The organism is Acinetobacter sp. ANC 3929, from assembly GCF_000369405.1.
GTDB lineage: Bacteria > Pseudomonadota > Gammaproteobacteria > Pseudomonadales > Moraxellaceae > Acinetobacter.
In genome coordinates this window covers 952,240-972,646 of sequence record NZ_KB849999.1, presented here as the reverse complement: position 1 = coordinate 972,646, position 20,407 = coordinate 952,240, and the positions used below count along the sequence as shown (strand labels likewise).

Below are 20,407 nucleotides of genomic sequence, written 5' to 3'. Positions count from 1 at the left end.
TAGTTAATCATTAACAGATTAGAAAATTGAGTCTGAAATAAATTGTTCAAACTCGATTAGATATAAGCTTAACAAGCAATTGTTAAGAAGATATTTAATCCGAGAACTAGCAAATTAACTGAATCAAGCGTTTTGGTATATGAATTAGATTGAAGCTGTACGGTGATTAAATTCACAGGACAACAGATAGTAGCAATTAAGTTTGCAACGATAACACTCACTTGTATGTGTTAACGACTGTTTGGGGTTGTATAGTCAAGTAATTAAGTGCATGTGGTGGATGCCTTGGCAGTCAGAGGCGATGAAAGACGTAATAGCCTGCGATAAGCTCCGGGGAGGCGGCAAATATCCTTTGATCCGGAGATTTCTGAATGGGGGAACCCACCCGCTATAAGGCGGGTATCATAAGCTGAATACATAGGCTTATGAAGCGAACGAGGGGAAGTGAAACATCTCAGTACCCTTAGGAAAAGAAATCAATTGAGATTCCCTTAGTAGCGGCGAGCGAACGGGGAGCAGCCCATTAAGTTGTGTGTGTTCTAGTGGAACGCTCTGGGAAGTGCGAACGTAGAGGGTGATATTCCCGTACACGAAAGGGCACACACAATGATGACGAGTAGGGCGAGGCACGTGAAACCTTGTCTGAATATGGGGGGACCATCCTCCAAGGCTAAATACTCCTGACTGACCGATAGTGAACCAGTACCGTGAGGGAAAGGCGAAAAGAACCCCTGTGAGGGGAGTGAAATAGATCCTGAAACCGCATGCATACAAGCAGTGGGAGCCGACTTGTTCGGTGACTGCGTACCTTTTGTATAATGGGTCAGCGACTTATATTCAGTAGCGAGGTTAACCGAATAGGGGAGCCGTAGAGAAATCGAGTCTTAATAGGGCGTTTAGTTGCTGGGTATAGACCCGAAACCAGGCGATCTATCCATGAGCAGGTTGAAGGTTGGGTAACACTAACTGGAGGACCGAACCCACTGTCGTTGAAAAGCCAGGGGATGACTTGTGGATAGGGGTGAAAGGCTAATCAAGCCTGGTGATAGCTGGTTCTCCCCGAAAGCTATTTAGGTAGCGCCTCGGACGAATACCATTGGGGGTAGAGCACTGTTTCGGCTAGGGGGTCATCCCGACTTACCAAACCGATGCAAACTCCGAATACCAATGAGTACTATCCGGGAGACAGACTGCGGGTGCTAACGTCCGTAGTCAAGAGGAAAACAATCCAGACCGCCAGCTAAGGCCCCAAAATCATAGTTAAGTGGGAAACGATGTGGGAAGGCATAGACAGCTAGGAGGTTGGCTTAGAAGCAGCCACCCTTTAAAGAAAGCGTAATAGCTCACTAGTCGAGTCGGCCTGCGCGGAAGATGTAACGGGGCTAAAACTATGTGCCGAAGCTGCGGATTTACGCATTAGCGTAAGTGGTAGGGGAGCGTTCTGTAAGCCGATGAAGGTGTATTGAGAAGTATGCTGGAGGTATCAGAAGTGCGAATGCTGACGTGAGTAACGACAAAACGGGTGAAAAACCCGTTCGCTGAAAGACCAAGGGTTCCAGTCCAACGTTAATCGGGGCTGGGTGAGTCGACCCCTAAGGCGAGGCCGAGAGGCGTAGTCGATGGGAAATTGGTTAATATTCCAATACTTCTGTGTAATGCGATGAGAGGACGGAGAAGGTTAAGTCAGCCTGGCGTTGGTTGTCCAGGTGGAAGGCTGTAGGCATGCATCTTAGGCAAATCCGGGGTGCTCTATGCTGAGAGCTGATAGCAAGCTGTACTTGTACAGTGAAGTGGCTGATACCATGCTTCCAGGAAAAGTCTCTAAGCTTCAGTTACACAGGAATCGTACCCGAAACCGACACAGGTGGTCAGGTCGAGTAGACCAAAGCGCTTGAGAGAACTCTGCTGAAGGAACTAGGCAAAATGGTACCGTAACTTCGGGAGAAGGTACGCTGCTGACGGTGATGGGACTTGCTCCCTGAGCTATTGGCAGCCACAGAAACCAGGCCGCTGCAACTGTTTATTAAAAACATAGCACTCTGCAAACACGAAAGTGGACGTATAGGGTGTGATGCCTGCCCGGTGCTGGAAGGTTAATTGATGGGGTTAGCGTAAGCGAAGCTCTTGATCGAAGCCCCAGTAAACGGCGGCCGTAACTATAACGGTCCTAAGGTAGCGAAATTCCTTGTCGGGTAAGTTCCGACCTGCACGAATGGCATAATGATGGCGGCGCTGTCTCCAGCAGAGGCTCAGTGAAATCGAATTCGCCGTGAAGATGCGGTGTACCCGCGGCTAGACGGAAAGACCCCGTGAACCTTTACTGCAGCTTGACATTGAACTTTGACCTTACTTGTGTAGGATAGGTGGGAGGCTTTGAAGTTAGAACGCTAGTTCTAATGGAGCCGTCCTTGAAATACCACCCTGGTAATGTTGAGGTTCTAACTCTGCCCCGTAATCCGGGGCGAGGACCATGTCTGGTGGGTAGTTTGACTGGGGCGGTCTCCTCCTAAAGAGTAACGGAGGAGTACGAAGGTGCGCTCAGCGTGGTCGGAAATCACGCGTAGAGTATAAAGGCAAAAGCGCGCTTAACTGCGAGACCCACAAGTCGAGCAGGTACGAAAGTAGGTCTTAGTGATCCGGTGGTTCTGTATGGAAGGGCCATCGCTCAACGGATAAAAGGTACTCTGGGGATAACAGGCTGATACCGCCCAAGAGTTCATATCGACGGCGGTGTTTGGCACCTCGATGTCGGCTCATCTCATCCTGGGGCTGAAGCAGGTCCCAAGGGTATGGCTGTTCGCCATTTAAAGAGGTACGCGAGCTGGGTTTAGAACGTCGTGAGACAGTTCGGTCCCTATCTACCGTGGGCGCTGGAAATTTGAGAGGATCTGCTCCTAGTACGAGAGGACCAGAGTGGACGAACCTCTGGTGTACCGGTTGTGACGCCAGTCGCATCGCCGGGTAGCTATGTTCGGAAGGGATAACCGCTGAAAGCATCTAAGCGGGAAGCCTACCTCAAGATAAGATTTCCCTAGGAATTTATTCCTCTAAAGAGCCGTTCGAGACTAGGACGTTGATAGGTTGGGTGTGGAAGCACGGTGACGTGTGAAGCTGACCAATACTAATTGCTCGTGAGGCTTGACTATACAACACCCAAGCAGTTGTATGTAAAGCTGATAATCGATTCATAAAAGATCAGTTGAAGCTGATCTTGAACAAAGAACTTGATTTAGTGATTGCTAAACAATAAACTTCGACTCAATAATCTAATCCGTTAATAACTCTTTGGATCGTAAGTAAGGCATGTGGTGAATACACTACAAATAAGACCCGAAAGCACCACAACAGTTTGCTGGCGACAATAGCAAGAGTGAACCACCTGATCCCTTCCCGAACTCAGAAGTGAAACCTCTTAGCGCTGATGGTAGTGTGGCACTTGCCATGTGAGAGTAAGTCATCGCCAGCTTTTAAATTTAAACACCCCCTCCGCGTTAGCGGAGGGGGGTTTTTTATTGCGCGGAAGAAAAGAAATAGTGGGGATAATTAATCGAAAAATCTGAGTTAGGGCTTTCACTGACGGGGTAAAGAAAAGTCCTTTCTGACAATTTTTGATAATTATTATAAAAGATTAGACATATGCTAGTTTTTTGAACAGATAAGTCAGTTGAAAAGGTTTTTCCTTGTATGCGGAAACATTGCTTTATGTTATAAATATTTTTATAGGCATGTTTTTTGCTTATCTTAATAAAAGGAAAGACTATGAAATTATCTGTTGGATTGAAAGTTGCGAACAGCTTATCGTTAACTCCTCAGTTACAGCAGGCGATACGTCTTTTACAGTTATCCAGTTTAGAGCTCGAACAAGAAATACAAATCCAGTTAGATAGTAATCCCTTGCTTGAAAAAATTGAAGATATGGGAACAACGGAGAGTCTTTCCTCCTTAGAAGAAAAAGAGAACGGGGACTTAACCACTGAACTAAATGCGGATCATCTGCCAAATGATTTACCTGTCGATACTGAGTGGGATGATATTTATACCCATCAATCCACAGCGTTGGCCTCCCCAGAATATGAAGAAAGAGAAGACAATCGGCAAGTACAACTGAGTCTCAAAGAGCATATTTTAGATCAAGTCAATCTCTTGCATTTTTCAACGGTAGACAAATTGATTGCATATTGCATCGTAGACTCTCTTGATGATAAAGGATTCCTCGATGCAGATTTGGATGATATTTTGCTTGCAGTTTCCCGCTTATTACAGGAAATGGAGAGTGAGGAAGAGGTTGAACATGATGAAATTATTGTTGTTTTAAAGCATATTCAACGCCTCGATCCTATTGGTGTAGGCTCAAGAAATTTAGCAGAATGTTTGAAAATTCAACTGGAAACTTTTAATGAAAAAGTTCCCTATCTAGCTGAGGCTAGAAACTTATTGAAATATTACGAGTTATTGATTTCGAATGACCTGAATAAGTTGTTAAAGCAAACGGGGCTATCTAAAGAGCAATTAAAAAGTGCCGTTGATTTGTTGAAAAATTTAAAGCCATATCCTGGGCTGGAATTCAATCAACAAGAATCAGAATACCAAGTCCCTGATGTTGTGGTGTCGAAGAAAGATCAACATTGGCAAGTTCAGCTCAATCCAGATGTGTTGCCTAAATTGCGAATTAATTCTTTTTATTCAGGGATGATTCGTCGAGCTGACCAAAGTGATGATAACGTCTATTTGCGCAATCAAATGCTGGAAGCGAAGAATTTTATCAAGAGCATTGATGAGCGCCATAAGACTTTGTTGAAAGTAGCGACCTGTATTGTTGAACATCAGAGAGCTTTTTTGGAGCAGGGTCCTGAAGCAATGAAACCTTTGGTGCTTCGTGATGTAGCAGAGGAAGTTGAATTACATGAATCAACGGTTTCTCGTGTGACAACCAATAAATACATGCTGACACCACGTGGTTTATTCGAATTGAAATATTTCTTTTCTAGTCATGTGGGAACAACAACGGGTGGTGAGGCTTCATCGACAGCAATCCGTGCAATGATTAAAAAACTCGTTTCGAGTGAAAATCCGCGTAAGCCTTTGTCGGATAATGCAATTGCTGAAATGCTGAAGGATGAAGGGATTGAGGTCGCTCGACGCACGGTAGCAAAATATCGTGAATCGTTACATATTGCCTCATCTTCTGAAAGAAAAGTCTTGATCTAAATTTCAAGGTGTGACTATTCTAGGTGTTCATTATTACGGAATAATGAATTTTTTTAATGATCACTAGAGGAATCGCTGAAATGATTTAATGGATGTTGAACCACTAATAATGTGCATTAAATTTGCTGAAGCGATTTTCTTGTATCCTGAGAAAAAGGTGAGGGATAGAATTATGCAAATAACGATTCGTGGGCACCATTTAACCATTACACCAGCCATTGAAGAAAATATAAAAGAAAAGTTTAGTCAAATGACCAAACATCTAGATCAGGTCAATAGTATGCAAATCAAACTGGCTAAAGATCATCAAATTGACAAACGTTCACACAAAGGTAGTGCAAATCATATCGCTGAAGCGATTATACGTTTGCCGGGGGTAGAACTGTTTGCACAGGCGACAGCCGATGATATGTATACTTCGATTCGAAAACTGACAGATAAATTAAAACGCCAGCTGGCGAAACATCGAAAAATTCAATGTTCGTATCAGCATGAACTGGCACTTTTGAGTTAATTTTTTATTTTATATAAGAGGCTTTTTGTGAAGCCTCTTTTTTTATTGATAAAAAAAGAAACTGCTTACTGAATTATGTGAAAAAGTTATAGTAAAATAGCTGGTTTTACACCAATGGTTGTATAAGAGGCCTTGTAATGAATAGTGAGCAGCTCACGCAAATTTTAAAAGAAGCTTTTCCTGAAGCAGAAGTAGCAGTGAGCGGTCAAGCTGGAAAATTTGACCTTCGTATTGTGGATGATCAGTTTGAAGGTAAACGTACCGTTGCTCGTCAACAAGCCGTTTATGCACCTCTAAATTCTTATATTGCGAGTGGTGCAGTTCATGCTGTTACGATTCGCGCAATGACAAAAGACGAATGGCGTAAAGCAAGCCTTTTCGGAGCTTAAATATTAATGGATAAATTTTTAATTACGGGCGGTGTTAAGCTCGAAGGTGAAGTACGCATTTCTGGTGCTAAAAATGCAGCTTTACCTTTACTTGCAGCAATGATCCTTGCTGACTCTCCGATTACGCTCACCAATGTACCCAATTTAAAAGATGTAAATACATTGGTTAAGTTGATTGCTGGTCTTGGTGTGACCATGAGTTATGAAGGTGAAACAGTTCGTGCTGATGCTTCGACATTAGACAACCAGTTTGCACCGTATGAACTTGTACGAACCATGCGTGCATCTATTTTAGTGCTTGGTCCTTTGTTAGCACGCTATGGTAATGCAAAAGTATCATTACCAGGCGGCTGTGCGATTGGTTCACGTCCAGTTGATCAACACTTAAAAGCTTTAGAAGCGTTAGGTGCACAGATTGAAGTTGAAAATGGCTATGTCCATGCTTCAGTTGATGGTCGCTTAAAAGGTGGTGAAGTCGTTTTTGATATGGTGACCGTTGGTGGTACCGAAAATATCTTGATGGCTGCTGCACTGGCTGATGGTGTGACTACAATTCGTAATGCTGCTCGTGAACCAGAAATCACCGATCTTGCGCAAATGCTGATTAAGATGGGTGCTAAAATTGAAGGTCTGGATACAGATACGCTTGTCGTAACGGGTGTTGAAAGCTTGCATGGCTGTGAATATGCCGTTGTTGCTGACCGTATTGAAACGGGTTCATATCTGGCTGCGGCTGCTATTACTGGTGGTCGAGTGAAGACTACACATACCGATCCTTCACTATTAGAAGCAGTATTGGATAAGTTTGAAGAAATGGGTGCGGAAGTCACTCGTGGTGATGACTGGATTGAGTTGGATATGCAAGGCAAACGTCCTAAAGCCGTGAGCTTTAGAACATTGCCGCATCCCGAATTCCCAACCGATATGCAAGCGCAAATTATGGCAGTCAATGTGATTGGGCGTGGTTTTGCAACGATTTCTGAAACGATTTTCGAAAATCGTTTTATGCATGTCCCAGAACTTTCACGTATGGGTGCTAACATCCAAGTTGAAGGGCATGATGCGGTTGTTACAGGTGTGGAAACACTTCAGGCTGCACCTGTCATGGCAACTGATTTACGTGCTTCATTTTCACTTGTTTTAGCTGCTTTGGTGGCTGAAGGTGAAACACTGGTTGACCGTATCTATCACATTGACCGTGGCTACGAACATGTGGAAGAAAAATTGCAAAGTTTAGGTGCTCAGATTAAGCGAGTAAAAGGATGAATGACTTAAGAAACGATGATCCAAATTTTGACGTAATGGGCAATTTTGATCATGGTTTAACTTTAGCACTCAGCAAAGGCCGTATCTTAAAGGAAACATTACCCTTGCTTGAAAAGGCGGGTATCAATTTACTTGAAGATCCAGATAAATCACGCAAATTGATTTTCCCAACGACACACAAAAAAGTTCGTATTTTGATTTTACGTGCTTCTGATGTACCGACTTATGTTGAAAATGGTGCGGCAGACTTTGGTGTAGCAGGCAAAGATGTCTTGATGGAACATGGTGCACAACATGTTTATGAGTTGCTTGACCTGAAAATTGCCAATTGTAAGTTGATGACTGCAGGTAAAGTCGGCATGGAACGACCAAAAGGCCGTTTAAAGATCGCAACCAAATATGTCAACTTGACCCGTCAATATTATGCAAGCCTCGGTGAGCAGGTTGATGTCATTAAGCTATACGGATCAATGGAACTTGCACCTTTGGTTGGTTTGGGTGATTACATTGTCGATGTGGTTGATACGGGGAATACTTTACGTGCCAATGGCTTGGAGCCTTTAGAAGAAATTTGCAAAGTGTCTTCACGTTTAATCGTCAATAAGGCGAGTTTTAAGCGTAAGCAAGCGGTTTTGAATCCGATTTTAACGCAACTTGAACAAGCCATTAAAGCACGTCAAAACTAAATTTTAGATTGAATTGAATAAAAAGGTCAGCTTCGGTTGGCCTTTTTATTTGAGTTTATCTGGATTACGTAAAGAATAAATGCTTTGCAGTTGTTGCTGATCATTGAAAGCAAAAGTAAGTACCATGACACAGCAATAGTTTGAGTCATAGAGCTTAAAACCGACACTGCCATTGAGATGGCACATTTCCCAAGAGAGTTCAGTCCACGCCTGAAAAAGCAGGCGTTCAAAGAAACGTAATATAGGCGGTTGGCCAATGAAAGGCTGCCGAATCGCTGAGACTTTACCACCGCCATCCGCTGCAAATTGGATATCGTCACTAAGTAATTGTGTGAGTTGATTCAGGTCATGTGAATGAATGGCGACCTTGAATGCATTGAGTAGTTTGATTTGCTGCTGAGTAGGATGATTCGAGAGAACGTTAGGTTCATCTGCAATATGTTTTCTACTACGGGCCACCAATTGTCGACAATTACTTTGTTGTTCCCGAAGGATTTCTGAAATTTCAATATAATCAAGATTGAAGATGTCATGCAGTAAATATGCCGCTCGTTCTTTAGCTGAAAGTTTTTCAAGAACCAAAAGGAAGGCGGTAGAGAGCGTATAGTCGGATTCGACCGAGAATGTTTCTGTATGATGATAGGGTTCAGGTAACCATGTTCCAGTATATTCAGTTCTAGATCTGTGGTGAGCACGCAGTAAGTCAATACAATGGCGTGTACATACAGAGGTCAGCCAAGCTTGAGGATTGATAATATCTTGCCTAGGTTGCTGCTGCCATTTTATAAAAATATCCTGTAAGACATCTTCAGCATCACTTGTTGTTCCCAGCAGTCGATAAGCAAGACCGAACAGAAATGTTCGGCTTGTCTCGAAAATCGTTAAATCATGTTGGCTAATCGTGCCTGATGCTTTCATAGATGTTAATGTTGGGAAATTGCAATTCGATTCCACAAATTAATCATGCCAATCAGTAAAGTTAAAGCTGAAATTTGTGGCTCACTGAAATATTTTAATAGTGTTATACGTAACGGCTCATAATCAGTGAGCGCGTGCAAAGTCGTGAGTGCTTCAACCCAAGCAAAGGCGGCTTTTTCCTGATCTGTATAATCATTGCAATGTCGCCATACCACCAAGCGGTCCAAGCGTGATTGTACTTCACCATCTGCCAAGGCCTCCGCAATATGCATCTTCACACAAAAAGCACAGCCATTGATTTGTGAGGCGCGTAATAGAACAAGATGATAAAGTGAGCGATCAATCAGGTCCAAGTCGAGAATATTTTGATGAACCTGATAGAGATAATGGATTGATTCTGGTAAATGTTTTTTAGGATGAATATTGAGCATCGTCATTGTAATATTCCTGATTAAAATCAATATAGGTACTTATTTGACGAGTCAGCCTTTTGCTTTGTGACACGGGAAGTAAAATAATTTTTAACTTTTTGTTCTTGTTGCTTAAATATTTTGAGTAAGCAAATAAAAGCAGAATGATAGGTTGATCGAAGAACTCATTCCTCCCCATTGATTTTTTTAGCCTACATTGTGCCCACAAGCGTATTGAAAAAGAGTAAACTTAGCGTTCTCTTTTTCGCCTTGTGGGTAAATTGATGCGACGTTTATCGACTCAGGATCAAAATTTTAAACAGACATTTGCTGAACTTTTAGCATTTGAAACGGTTAATGATCCTCAATTAATACAAACTGTAGATCAAATTATTGCTGATGTGCGTCAGCATGGTGATGATCATGTGCTTAAATTAACGCAACAGTTCGATCGACATCCAGCGCATCAATTCTCTGATTTAGAACTGACTCAAGCACAGCTTAAAACCGCATTTGATGGTTTAAGTGTTGAAATTCGTGAAGCATTAGAACTTGCTGCAAAACGCATTCGTTCTTTCCATCAGGCACAAAAGCAGGAAGGTTGGACTTATGTCGATGATCTGGGGAATACCTTGGGCCAGAAAGTCACCCCACTGGATCGTGTTGGAATTTATGTACCGGGTGGATTAGCCTCTTATCCATCATCTGTACTCATGAATGCTTTGCCGGCACATGTCGCCGGTGTCCCAGAAATTATCATGGTGGTACCTGCACCAAATGGTGAGTTGAATCCATTGGTATTAGCTGCTGCCTATTTGGCAGGAGTGAGCCGTGTGTTTACCATTGGTGGAGCGCAAGCGGTGGCTGCATTGGCTTATGGAACACGAACCATTCCTGCAGTAGATAAAATTACTGGGCCTGGTAATCGATTTGTAGCAGCCGCAAAACGTGCGGTCTTTGGCCAAGTCGGTATTGATATGATAGCGGGGCCTTCGGAAATTTTGGTGTACGCCGAAGGTGAAAATAATGCTGAATGGTTAGCCATGGATGTATTGTCTCAAGCAGAGCATGACACTGTTGCCCAAGCCATTTTCATTACTCCAGATGAAATGCTGTTAAATGCAGTTGAAGCCGCGATTGAAAAACACTTAAGCGAATTGCCAAAAGCAGAAATTGCCAAAACGTCGATTCAAAATCGTGGTGCATTGGTGTTGGTAAAAGATCGTGCAGAAGCGATTGAACTGATTAATCAGGTGGCACCAGAGCATTTGGAACTCTGTCTTGATGAGGCCGAGTTGATGAGTCAGGACATTCGTCATGCAGGGGCAATCTTTATGGGACGTTATACGCCAGAAGCCATCGGTGATTATTGCGCGGGGCCAAACCATGTCTTGCCGACATCGGGGACAGCACGTTTTTCTTCGCCACTTGGTGTGTATGATTTTCAAAAGCGCTCTAGCTTGATCATGTGCTCTGAAGAGGGTGTGAAAAGCTTGGCAAAAGCAGCCGATGTGTTGGCAGTGCAAGAAAATCTTGATGCCCATGCGCGTTCAGCCCGTTATCGTTACCAATAACCGATTCAAAGATTGATAGGGGCTGGTTAGCCCCTTTTTTAGGATACATGAGAGTAGAACAATGACGTTTACAGCAGAACAAATGCGTTTTTGGAGTCCAGAGGTACGTGAATTAGAGCCTTATGTACCTGGTGAGCAGCCTAAGATTCAGAACTTACTCAAACTCAATACCAATGAGAATCCATATCCACCATCTGCAAAAGTGGTGGAAGCTGTACAGGCGGTTTTAACTGATCAAGCTGATGCTTTGCGTTTATATCCAGATCCTGATGCGACTGCTTTAAAACAGGCGATTGCCAAGCAGCAGCAGGTTGATGTGACTCAAGTGTTCGTCGGCAATGGTTCTGACGAAGTTTTAGCACATATTTTTAAAGCTTTTTTTATCCAGAAAGAGCCGATTCTTTATCCAGATATTACCTATAGTTTTTATCCTGTTTATAGCCAATTCTTTGCGACACAAACGAAACAGATTCCTTTGAATGAAAAATTCGAAATTGATGTATCAGATTATGAACAGGAAAATGGTGGCATTATCATCACCAATCCAAATGCACCAACCAGTATTGCGCTTGGTTTAGATGAGATTGAACAGGTGCTGAAGGCAAATCCAGATCGCGTCGTTGTGATTGATGAAGCTTATGTTGATTTTGGCGCTGAGTCCGCGGTACGACTGATCAATCGATATGATAATTTAGTCGTTTGCCAAACAACATCGAAGTCACGTTCGCTTGCTGGCTTACGTGTTGGTTTTGCGATTGCGCAAGCGCATTTGATTGCGGCACTTGAAGCAGTCAAAAATAGCTTTAATTCGTACCCAATCGATCGTTTTGCGATTGCAGCAGCGGTGGCTTCATTTGAAGATCAAGCTTATTTTGAGGCGCAATGTGCCAAAGTGATTGACAGCCGAGAAAAACTGGTAGGTGATCTCACGGCTTTAGGCTTTGATGTCTTGCCATCGAAAGCTAATTTTATTTTTGCTACGCATCCTCAACACGACGCTGCTCAGTTGTCTCAACAATTGCGTGAACAGGGGATTATTGTGCGTTATTTTAATAAGCCGCGAATTAATCAATTTTTACGTATCACGATTGGTACAAATGAACAAAATCAACGTCTAGTGGATACACTTAAAACGCAAATTTTATAAATCTGTATTGAAGTTTACTGTTTAGAAGTCTGCCATGTATTGAGCAAATCAAGCATGGCTGAAATTTTATCAAAGCATTCCTGATATTCGGCTTCCGCATCAGAAGCGATGGTGATGCCACCACCTGCCCACATTGATAATTGGTCCTGATACTTTTGAATACTGCGAATCAAGATATTCCAACTGCCTGTACCATCGAAATTAAAATAACCTAAGCTGCCACAATAAGCACCACGCGGTGCACCTTCGAGTTCTTCAATAATTTGCATGGCACGAATCTTCGGTGCACCTGTGATTGAACCACCTGGCAGGGCAGATAAGAGCATCTGCATTGGATTGATTTCAGGTTTCAAGCTTGCCGTGATTTCACTGACCATGTGATGAACTTGATTGAAACTTTCTATTTCAAATAGTTTGGTGGCTTTGACAGAGCCTATTTCAGCATAGACACTCAAGTCATTGCGGAGCAGATCTACAATCATGACATTCTCAGCCTGATCTTTTTCAGAATGACTGAGTTTGTCTTTTGAAATCTGATCTTGTTGTGGGTCATCAAAACGCGGCATCGTGCCTTTGATTGGACGTGTTTTTATTTGTCGATTGGTCTGAAATTCAATAAATAGTTCAGGTGAACAACTTAACAGTTCAAAATCAGCTAATTTAAGATAACCTGCATAAGGTGCGTGGGTCAGTTTCCATAACTCATCAGCACGGCTCAAAAGTGAACCTTGTGCCTGTGCTGTAAATTCTTGAGTCAAGTTAATTTGATAGCAATCACCCGCTTTGATGTATTCCTGTACCTGATGAAAAGCATTTAAATATTCTGGTTTGGACCAACGAGGGCGGCATTGCTGGTCTAAAGAAAGTGCTGGAATTTGTTTGGGGTGATTGATCCGAGCCAAAATCTCTTGATAAATATACTCAGCTTGCTCTTCATCACTATAACTATAAAAGTACCAAGCATCTTCTTCAAATTTTAAAAAACTTGAGTATCGTCCTAAGAAAAAATTTGGCTGTGGATGAGCATCAATTTTAATAAATTGGTTGGCACTATAGTCATAGCTAAAGAAGCCAATATATCCCCCATGAAAGCCCTTAGTATTGGTGGTATTAGAGGATTGATGGAATTTGCAGAACTCTAAAAGTGAAGCTGCGTCTGATTTTATGTGATATTGATTGAAGTGTATTTGTTGAACTTGTTGCAGTTTAGAGTTTTGAGAAACTAAGAGTTCTTGGGGTAAAAAGGCAATGGTTGGCGTATTTTGATCATATAAATACACCAATCCTGTTAAATCATAAAGGCGAGCAAGAAGGTCAAATGCAGAAGTGAGTGGCGTATTAAGTTTTTGCTCAAAATAGGACATATAAACGGAAAGACTGATATCTACATTTGGAGAAAGGAATTGTACTACATCCAAAAAGTTCGGGCTGTTTTTTATCAAAGCTTATGCTGAAAGTGGATGAAATTTGGGCAGCATTACTTAGATAAAATAAATGATGTATTTATCAAATAAAAAAATAAAAAAGCGTTTTTGTTAACGCTTCTTATCAGAATTTTGATGTGATGAATGGTAAAACTATTCAAATTTGAATTTAGTGTAAAAAAAGTCTTTAAAAAATACTCAATGATTACAAGTTTTTGTAGTGTTTTTTTATAAAGAATAGTGTTGAGTGTTTTATATGCCGTTTGTCGGTTTGTAGTCAAAAAGCAGTTAACAGGAGTTGAACATAAAATAACAAACAGGTAATTTAGTAATTGCTAAGCGAACTACTCAAGGATTGGAAGTTCAAGTTGTCATTTAAGAATAAAACGACCGTGGACAGTTTAGAGTAGTGTAAGTCAAAAAATAAATGCTCTTGGGAGAGTGCTCAATGAAAATGTTTACTAAACTAGCTTTAGTTTCTTCAATGGCGATTAGCGCAAATGCAATGGCTATGCAGTCAATGGATGATGCTGCACTAAGCGCTGCAACAGGTCAAGACGGTATTAATATTGGTCTTGGTATCTCTAAAGTTGAGATCGAAAAAGTTTTAATTCACGATAATGATGGTTTGGCTACAACATCAGGTGGTACAGCTACAGCTGGTGCGATTGTTATCTCTGGTAACGGTGTTACTGGTGATGTGAACGAAACACAAGGTATTGTAATTAGTGCAAATACAGCTGCGCTTTTACCTACTGGAAATTTGGCTGACCTTGTAATCGATACTGATGCGGGTACAGGCGCAAATGGTGCTTTCCTAAATGTAGCGGCTAATGTTTCTGGTTTAAATATTAATATTGGTAAAATTAGCGTAGCTAAGTCAGGTACTACAAGCGCAACAAGTATCCGTCGTGGTGCTGTAGCGGGTAGTGAAAATGCGATTCTATCTGGTTTAAGCTTAAAAACTGGTACAATGACTGCGAATATTCAACTTGGTGCAGCGCCACAAGGTGCAATGATCAAGTTGAATACAATAATGACTGGCGGTTTAGAAATTAAAAATCTAGGTATTCTTGATAACTCAACTGCATTAGGTACTAAAGATGGTTCTTCAGCTGCAAACCGTGCTGCTGGTGAAATTCACATTGATAGTATCAAAGTTGCTGATGCGACTAATCAAAACTTAACTGTTGATGCTGATATCAGTGTTGTCGGTAAATCAGGTGCAACCAATGCAACTGCTGGCTACTTACAAATTGTTGGTGGTAAAACTGCACAAGATATCTATATCAATGGTGTATATTTAGGTAGTAAAAATGGTGGTTCAGCAACTACTCGTGGTACGAACGCAATTGGCGACGTAGAAGTTCAAGGATTACAAACCTATTACAACCCAACGCATACAGCGGGTGGTGATGTCAAAGGTGCTGCAATCACGATTTCTGGTCACTAATCAGTTACCAAAACAAAAAAAGCGCTTTATGCGCTTTTTTTGTTTTTTTACATGCTCTGTTTAATCGCAAAGTCGGAGAAAAACTTTAGTTTTAAGTGATGCTAATTATGGTGTTTTACCAATGTTATATTATGCCAGCAATATAAATACTTTTATAAAAATGACATGAAAATTCATCAAACTTTAAAAATAATAAAATAAATTATTGTTATAAAAGTGTGTGCTTAGAAGTGTTTTTTGTCAATTTGTAGGTGTAATAATAAAAAAAATAACATTCTGTCAAAAATAACTAAAAAAAAGGTGTTTTTTCTTATAAAAAACGTTATCTTCAACAGGCAGGGATGGAGTGTCATAGACACTAAAAATAAAACGAATAAGGCAAGTGTTGCCATTGTTAGAAAAAGAGACTTATGTTAGAGATCGCTTTAGGCTCGGCATTGATGTATTACTTTACAACGCAAGCCTTTGAAATAGAAAAAAAACCTGAAGGTTCTGTTTATTATACAGAAACTTTGGATTCTCGTTATCCCTCTTTTACGCGAAATCATCGTGAAGCAGTGGTGATCAAACCAGCGGTAGAAGATCAGTTTAGGGGGATTGTACGCCAAGCGTATGACTATAGCTGTGGTTCAGCAGCATTGACTACACTGTTAAATGGCTACGGTGGATTAAAATTAACAGAACAACAAACAATGAGCGGTCTTCTGCAATACGGTGAGTATCAACGCATCATTGAGCGCCGTAGTTTTTCATTGTTAGATATGAAACGCTTTGTCTCTGCTTTAGGGATTAATAGCGGCGGCTATCGTGGGGAGTTTTCAGATCTTACCGCATTAAAGCAACCCGCAATTGTACCTATTACTTATGCGGGCTTTAAACATTTTGTTGTATATAAAGCATATAAAGATGGGCGAGTTTATGTTGCTGATCCTGCGCTAGGTAATATTAGTTTTGATGAAATTCGATTCAAAGAGATTTGGGATAATAACACTTTATTTATCGTTGATATTCCACAGCAGTATCAGAAAAGCTTATTAGCACTTCAAGATTCAGATATGCGTCACGTTGAAGATGCAACAGTAAACAAATATGCCCTTGCAGAAATTCAATTCCCAACACAGAAATTTGAACGTCTTGCAGATAAAGCTTCAACAATGCGTCGGGTATTAGATGCAGATACTAACTCAGCGACTTATAACCAACCAATAACGACCTATATGCGCTTATATTACAAGCGGAAGTAAGTTTAGAAAAAACAGTAAAATTAATGTAATAGGATGCAAAGTAAAATGAATCGTACATGGATGAATATGAGTGTGTTAGCGTTAAGTCTAAGCGCCATCACATCAACACTTTACGCAGCAGAACAACAACCATCTGTCGAGACAGCATCGTCTGAAACGGATAAGGTAGCAGTTAAGGTACAGGGGAATACAGCAGCTGACAGTTCAGCAGGTGCAAGCACTGAGGCTACTGTTGTTGCTGAGAATAGCCAAGCGGATCAAGCAGCTACGGCTTTGCAAAAAAAAGAAAGTGATGCTACGCAAGAAACGAATTTACAAGAAGTGTTTACTTCAAATGAGCGTCAGTATTCATTAATTAAGAAAGGTATTTTTTCATCTTATTATGATTTGGATTATACCTACTACAGAGATAGTCGCCTTGATTTGGCACTAAATGATAGCAATAGCTCATTGTCTAGATTACGTGTTGAAGAAGATGCAAACCATACTTTAACCAACACTTTTACAGTTCAGTATGGTTTATTGGACAATGTAACCTTATCTGCTTCATTACCTTTTGTCGCGAAAAAAGAGTTATTGAAAGATACAACGACAGCAGGATTGGGTGATATTAACTTTGGTGCGCGTTGGGAACCATTCCCATTAAAACAGGGGCGCTTACCCTTGGTTCTATTTGGTAGCTTATCGACTAAAACAGGCGATAGCCCTTATGAGGTTGGGGTAGATGAGTTATCAACTGGTAAAGGCTATTACTCGGTAGGTGCTGGGGCAAGTACACGTAAATATATTGACCCTGTTGTTTTATTTGCTTCTGTTTCAACGAGTTATGGTTTGAAAGAGTCCGGACTTAATCAATTACGTGGTAGCCGAGTTCTAGAAAGTTTTGACCCAGGTCTAAGTGGTGGATTCTCTTTCGGATTCGCTTATTCCTTTAACTATGATGTGTCTTTGACCATGTCATATCAGCAAAGTTTTAATACTGGGGCAAAATTCTATTTCAGCAATGACGAAAGTTATAAATCTGCGGACCAAAGTAGTGCGATGTTGTCATTTGCTTTGGGGGTGCGAGTCTCTCCTGAAACAATCGTAAATGGTACTGTGGGAATTGGTTTAACCGAAGACGCGCCAGATGTATCACTGGGCTTGTCTTTCCCACTTGATATCATAGGTTTTGGCAAAAAAATTCGTTAAGGAGATGTAATAATGGTGAGAAACCTTAAATTATGTCCATTAACGATAGCAATTTTTTTTGCTGGGCTATCGAGTGCGACTCATGCACAACTCGGACAAGACTTATCGGTAGATCTGCGTTCTTTGGCCTTAGGAAATGCAGTCACTGCTGATCCACCAGGTATCAGTGCGGTTCACTTTAACCCAGCAGCACTTGCTAAATTAGATGGGTTGCAAACAGATGTGCAGGGGATTCTCGCTAATTTTGCAATTAAAAGAGATTACTCGGCACCAGCGGGCTATAACGTATTTGGTTATTCTGATGACCCATTGGTTTGTAATGATGGGCCTGAAATCGATGCGAATATTTGTACAGATTACAAAGGAACAGTACATGGTGATGTTGAATATGCCAGTATTTATGTACCTGTTTTAAAGAAAATTGTAGATTTAGGCCCGAACTCCCCATTAGTCGCACCAACAGCGGGTATTTCTTATAAACCACCAGGTTCAAAAGTAACCTATGCAACGGCAATATATGCGCCACTTGTTGCAGGTTTTGGTGCGGAAGATGGTAATCCAAGTAACTACATGGGGCAACAAGTAGCTTTAGAGCGTATTACCTATTTGTCACCATCATTTGGCTATCAGGTGAACGATCACTTATATTTAGGTGCTTCATTTGGCATGTCTTATCAAGCGATTGCCATGAAAACAGATTTACGTTTCCCAAATGAACTCATTGGGGTGCTACGTATGGTGGATGAAGTCGTTTGTGGGCCATTTAAGGAAAATGGCGACATTATTACGGATCTTTTACTTTTCGGTATGTGTAATGCCAAAGAGGGAATGAATCCTTTTAGTAAAGTGGGTGCTTTAGATGTTTCACTCGAGCAATCGCTCAGCCCAAGTTATAACTTAGGCTTACTTTGGGAACCTACTGATGATTTTAGCTTCGGGATGGTATATCAAAGTGAAGCGAAGATGCGCTTACATGGTAAATACTTAATTAATGTTGCTAATGCACCGCGTGAATTAATTGCGGGTCTAAACTCATCAGCAACAGGGCAGATTCTTGCCGCAATTCTTGGTTTTCCTGGTTATGCTCCCGCGACAGAATCTGGTTTATTGGCAATGGATTTTAAGTATCCTCAGCATTTTAAAGCCGGTATTAAGTATAAGATTTTACCAGATTTACAGGTAAACTTTGACTTAGGTTGGACGGACTTCTCGGCATGGGATAAGTTTAAGTTTGAGTTTGATCGACAAATCTCATTATTAAAAGTGGCTAAATTATTATCTTCAGACGTGACAGATCGTTCACTTTCCCTACCCTTAAAATTTCAATCATCTTGGCGTTGGGGGATTGGTTTAGAGTATTCTGCAACAGATCGATTAAAATTGCGTATGGGATATGAACCGCGTACGAGTTCAATTCCTGATGATAAACGTAATACCATGGTACCAATTAATAATGCGCAATTATTTGGTTTAGGTATTGGTTATCGTTTTGATCAGGATACCGATTTAGATTTGTCACTGGGGTTTTTACGCAGTCGTGATGATATTCCAGCCAATACAAGTAGTTTGTCAAACCAAACAGGGGTAAATAATATTTTATTAAACCCTTATGCGGGCTTGAATGTGAAAACAAATACGAAAGTAACTTTACTTGGGATTAACTACAGAACAAGATGGTAATGCAAAAGAAAAGGACTCAAAAATCGACACTTGCTATTTCATTATTCTTTTTAATGGTATCAAGTGTTTCGACTGTTTATGCAGATGGTTTCTATACGATTATTGGGCCAGATGGTCGCCCAATGGTTGTGCCTATGAAAGTTGCAAAAAAAGAACCAGAGCCTAATAAGCATACGCAACAAGTGAATAGTGAAAAACATACACAATCTGTTATCCAAACTAATAATGCTGAGAAGAAGGTTTCAGTACCACCTCCTCAGCAAAAAGCAGATGATCTCAAACAGTTAGAATCTCAACAAAAGCAACTCAATACAATCAAAAAAATTGAAATTGTAGAACCTGTGGGATCACAACAGATTGTAGTACCTAAAGTTGTTGAGCAACCAAATATTTCGTCTAAAAGAAAGGTGGAGATTAGTGAGGTTTTAGAAAAGCCCCTAGCAGCAAAAATTGAAAGACCAGTTATAACTCAAGCCTCTACTAGTACATTGGCGGTAGAAAAATCAATTGTAGAAAAAAAACCTGCTGCTGTTGTTACAGCGAAGTCTCCAGTGCCGCCAACAGATATAGCTCCTCCTCCTCGAGAAGAAGCCCAAACATTGGCTGGATTTAGCCAGGTTGATGGTGTGAGCTATGTCAATAATGAGTATTTAGAAAACCAAGAGTTTAATTTAGAAGGTAAGAAACGGTTTTATACTATGCCAGATGGCAATGGGCGGATGGAAACTGTAGAACGGAAAAAAGGTGTTAGCCGCTCGGTCATAGATAAATTGTTCAATCGCTCACAACAGTCAACGGCTCCGATTGCACTGTCGGGAACTTATGTGCGTTTATCTAGTGAAGATTTGAAATCAGCATTTGAAAATGATCGTTGTTTTTTAAGTGATTATAAAAAAAATATCAAAACACTATCCTTGAATAAGGACGTTGGTTTATGGCCAAGAAAACCACTTAAAGAAAAATTTGAATATGAGATTGTGAAGCTAGATACAGCAATTCAATATATGCAAATGGATTCATATGCATCGACTAATGATAAACCCGTTTATTACTGGCCTCTGGTTGTATTTTTGGATGAAAAAGGTTGTATAGCAGAAGGTGTCAGTGGTTTTAAGAATAAAAACACTACAGCAACAGTGTTGCAACATGCGGCACTTCAAGGGGTGCTTAAAGTACCTGAAGATGCACGATATATGATGATGACACCATTAGCCTCCGCAGTTGATGTGCCTGAACAAGAGCTTTCGAATCAAGGACAGATAAAACTTTCGGTTTTACAGTAATGAAAATTTAGGACTAGTTA

At 41.0% G+C, this 20,407-nt stretch carries 15 protein-coding genes and 2 rRNA genes; 14 read left to right on the top strand and 3 right to left on the bottom strand.

What is annotated here, in order from left to right:
• The first annotated feature begins 253 nt into the window (after window positions 1-253).
• From F909_RS08420 to hisG, 7 genes are all read left to right on the top strand, one after another.
• A 23S ribosomal RNA gene (locus F909_RS08420) occupies window positions 254-3,146 on the top strand.
• A 205-nt stretch (window positions 3,147-3,351) separates the two neighbouring features.
• Window positions 3,352-3,466, top strand: a 5S ribosomal RNA gene (rrf, locus tag F909_RS08425).
• 293 nt (window positions 3,467-3,759) lie between these two features.
• Window positions 3,760-5,208 carry an RNA polymerase factor sigma-54 gene (locus F909_RS08430; RefSeq protein ID WP_005151380.1) on the top strand — a complete coding sequence of 483 codons (1,449 nt, stop codon included), beginning with the start codon at window positions 3,760-3,762 and terminating at the stop codon, window positions 5,206-5,208.
• Between the two features lie 172 nt (window positions 5,209-5,380).
• A complete protein-coding gene (gene hpf, locus F909_RS08435; RefSeq protein WP_004655596.1) occupies window positions 5,381-5,722 on the top strand; it encodes a ribosome hibernation-promoting factor, HPF/YfiA family in 342 nt (113 codons plus the stop codon).
• 137 nt (window positions 5,723-5,859) lie between these two features.
• Window positions 5,860-6,111, top strand: coding sequence for a BolA family iron metabolism protein IbaG (gene ibaG, locus F909_RS08440; protein ID WP_005151378.1), 252 nt, complete (start codon window positions 5,860-5,862; stop codon window positions 6,109-6,111).
• A 6-nt stretch (window positions 6,112-6,117) separates the two neighbouring features.
• A complete protein-coding gene (gene murA, locus F909_RS08445; RefSeq protein WP_005151376.1) occupies window positions 6,118-7,377 on the top strand; it encodes a UDP-N-acetylglucosamine 1-carboxyvinyltransferase in 1,260 nt (419 codons plus the stop codon).
• Complete coding sequence (gene hisG / locus F909_RS08450; RefSeq protein WP_005151374.1) at window positions 7,374-8,063, top strand: ATP phosphoribosyltransferase; 690 nt, start codon at window positions 7,374-7,376, stop codon at window positions 8,061-8,063. The genes murA and hisG overlap by 4 nt, the downstream gene beginning before the upstream one ends.
• Before the next feature lie 45 nt (window positions 8,064-8,108).
• Here hisG and F909_RS08455 read toward each other — a convergent pair whose 3' ends face one another.
• Both F909_RS08455 and F909_RS08460 read right to left on the bottom strand, forming a co-directional pair.
• Complete coding sequence (locus tag F909_RS08455) at window positions 8,109-8,981, bottom strand: sigma-70 family RNA polymerase sigma factor (RefSeq protein WP_005151373.1); 873 nt, start codon at window positions 8,979-8,981, stop codon at window positions 8,109-8,111.
• Window positions 8,982-8,986: 5 nt separating this feature from the next.
• Window positions 8,987-9,418, bottom strand: coding sequence for a carboxymuconolactone decarboxylase family protein (locus tag F909_RS08460; protein WP_005151372.1), 432 nt, complete (start codon window positions 9,416-9,418; stop codon window positions 8,987-8,989).
• A 257-nt stretch (window positions 9,419-9,675) separates the two neighbouring features.
• Between F909_RS08460 and hisD the strand changes: the two genes are divergently transcribed.
• Together hisD and hisC are read left to right on the top strand one after the other, a co-directional pair.
• Window positions 9,676-10,965, top strand: coding sequence for a histidinol dehydrogenase (gene hisD / locus F909_RS08465; RefSeq protein ID WP_005151370.1), 1,290 nt, complete (start codon window positions 9,676-9,678; stop codon window positions 10,963-10,965).
• A 61-nt stretch (window positions 10,966-11,026) separates the two neighbouring features.
• Window positions 11,027-12,112 (top strand): histidinol-phosphate transaminase, encoded by a 1,086-nt coding sequence (gene hisC, locus F909_RS08470; RefSeq protein WP_005151366.1) that lies wholly within the window; start codon window positions 11,027-11,029, stop codon window positions 12,110-12,112.
• 14 nt (window positions 12,113-12,126) lie between these two features.
• On the opposite strand, the gene F909_RS08475 is transcribed toward hisC, so the two are convergent.
• A complete protein-coding gene (locus F909_RS08475; RefSeq protein ID WP_005151356.1) occupies window positions 12,127-13,476 on the bottom strand; it encodes an anthranilate synthase component I family protein in 1,350 nt (449 codons plus the stop codon).
• A gap of 508 nt (window positions 13,477-13,984) precedes the next feature.
• Between F909_RS08475 and F909_RS08480 the strand changes: the two genes are divergently transcribed.
• From F909_RS08480 to filE, 5 genes are all read left to right on the top strand, one after another.
• Window positions 13,985-14,989: a putative pilus system protein FilA gene (locus F909_RS08480; protein ID WP_005151354.1), complete on the top strand. Its 1,005-nt coding sequence runs from the start codon at window positions 13,985-13,987 to the stop codon at window positions 14,987-14,989.
• A 410-nt stretch (window positions 14,990-15,399) separates the two neighbouring features.
• Window positions 15,400-16,233, top strand: coding sequence for a putative pilus system C39 family peptidase FilB (locus F909_RS08485; protein WP_005151353.1), 834 nt, complete (start codon window positions 15,400-15,402; stop codon window positions 16,231-16,233).
• 45 nt (window positions 16,234-16,278) lie between these two features.
• Entirely contained in the window at window positions 16,279-17,424 is a 1,146-nt protein-coding gene (locus F909_RS08490; protein ID WP_005151351.1) for a putative pilus system protein FilC, read from the top strand.
• Window positions 17,425-17,439: 15 nt separating this feature from the next.
• Window positions 17,440-19,104, top strand: a complete 1,665-nt coding sequence (locus tag F909_RS08495; protein WP_171067313.1) for a putative pilus system OmpP1/FadL family transporter FilD — start codon at window positions 17,440-17,442, stop codon at window positions 19,102-19,104.
• Window positions 19,104-20,387 carry a putative pilus assembly protein FilE gene (gene filE, locus F909_RS08500; RefSeq protein WP_005151347.1) on the top strand — a complete coding sequence of 428 codons (1,284 nt, stop codon included), beginning with the start codon at window positions 19,104-19,106 and terminating at the stop codon, window positions 20,385-20,387. Before F909_RS08495 ends, filE begins: the two co-directional genes overlap by 1 nt.
• Window positions 20,388-20,407: the final 20 nt, after the last annotated feature.

What these genes read in the sequence shown, in the direction of transcription:
- hisG (WP_005151374.1), top strand. Translation starts at nt 7,374, where the DNA reads ATGAATGACTTAAGAAACGATGATCCAAATTTTGACGTAATGGGCAAT.
- hisD (WP_005151370.1), top strand. Translation starts at nt 9,676, where the DNA reads ATGCGACGTTTATCGACTCAGGATCAAAATTTTAAACAGACATTTGCT.
- filE (WP_005151347.1), top strand. Translation starts at nt 19,104, where the DNA reads ATGCAAAAGAAAAGGACTCAAAAATCGACACTTGCTATTTCATTATTC.
- F909_RS08455 (WP_005151373.1), bottom strand. Translation starts at nt 8,981, where the DNA reads ATGAAAGCATCAGGCACGATTAGCCAACATGATTTAACGATTTTCGAG.
- hisC (WP_005151366.1), top strand. Translation starts at nt 11,027, where the DNA reads ATGACGTTTACAGCAGAACAAATGCGTTTTTGGAGTCCAGAGGTACGT.
- F909_RS08460 (WP_005151372.1), bottom strand. Translation starts at nt 9,418, where the DNA reads ATGACGATGCTCAATATTCATCCTAAAAAACATTTACCAGAATCAATC.
- F909_RS08485 (WP_005151353.1), top strand. Translation starts at nt 15,400, where the DNA reads ATGTTAGAGATCGCTTTAGGCTCGGCATTGATGTATTACTTTACAACG.
- F909_RS08430 (WP_005151380.1), top strand. Translation starts at nt 3,760, where the DNA reads ATGAAATTATCTGTTGGATTGAAAGTTGCGAACAGCTTATCGTTAACT.
- F909_RS08490 (WP_005151351.1), top strand. Translation starts at nt 16,279, where the DNA reads ATGAATCGTACATGGATGAATATGAGTGTGTTAGCGTTAAGTCTAAGC.
- F909_RS08475 (WP_005151356.1), bottom strand. Translation starts at nt 13,476, where the DNA reads ATGTCCTATTTTGAGCAAAAACTTAATACGCCACTCACTTCTGCATTT.
- F909_RS08480 (WP_005151354.1), top strand. Translation starts at nt 13,985, where the DNA reads ATGAAAATGTTTACTAAACTAGCTTTAGTTTCTTCAATGGCGATTAGC.
- murA (WP_005151376.1), top strand. Translation starts at nt 6,118, where the DNA reads ATGGATAAATTTTTAATTACGGGCGGTGTTAAGCTCGAAGGTGAAGTA.
- hpf (WP_004655596.1), top strand. Translation starts at nt 5,381, where the DNA reads ATGCAAATAACGATTCGTGGGCACCATTTAACCATTACACCAGCCATT.
- ibaG (WP_005151378.1), top strand. Translation starts at nt 5,860, where the DNA reads ATGAATAGTGAGCAGCTCACGCAAATTTTAAAAGAAGCTTTTCCTGAA.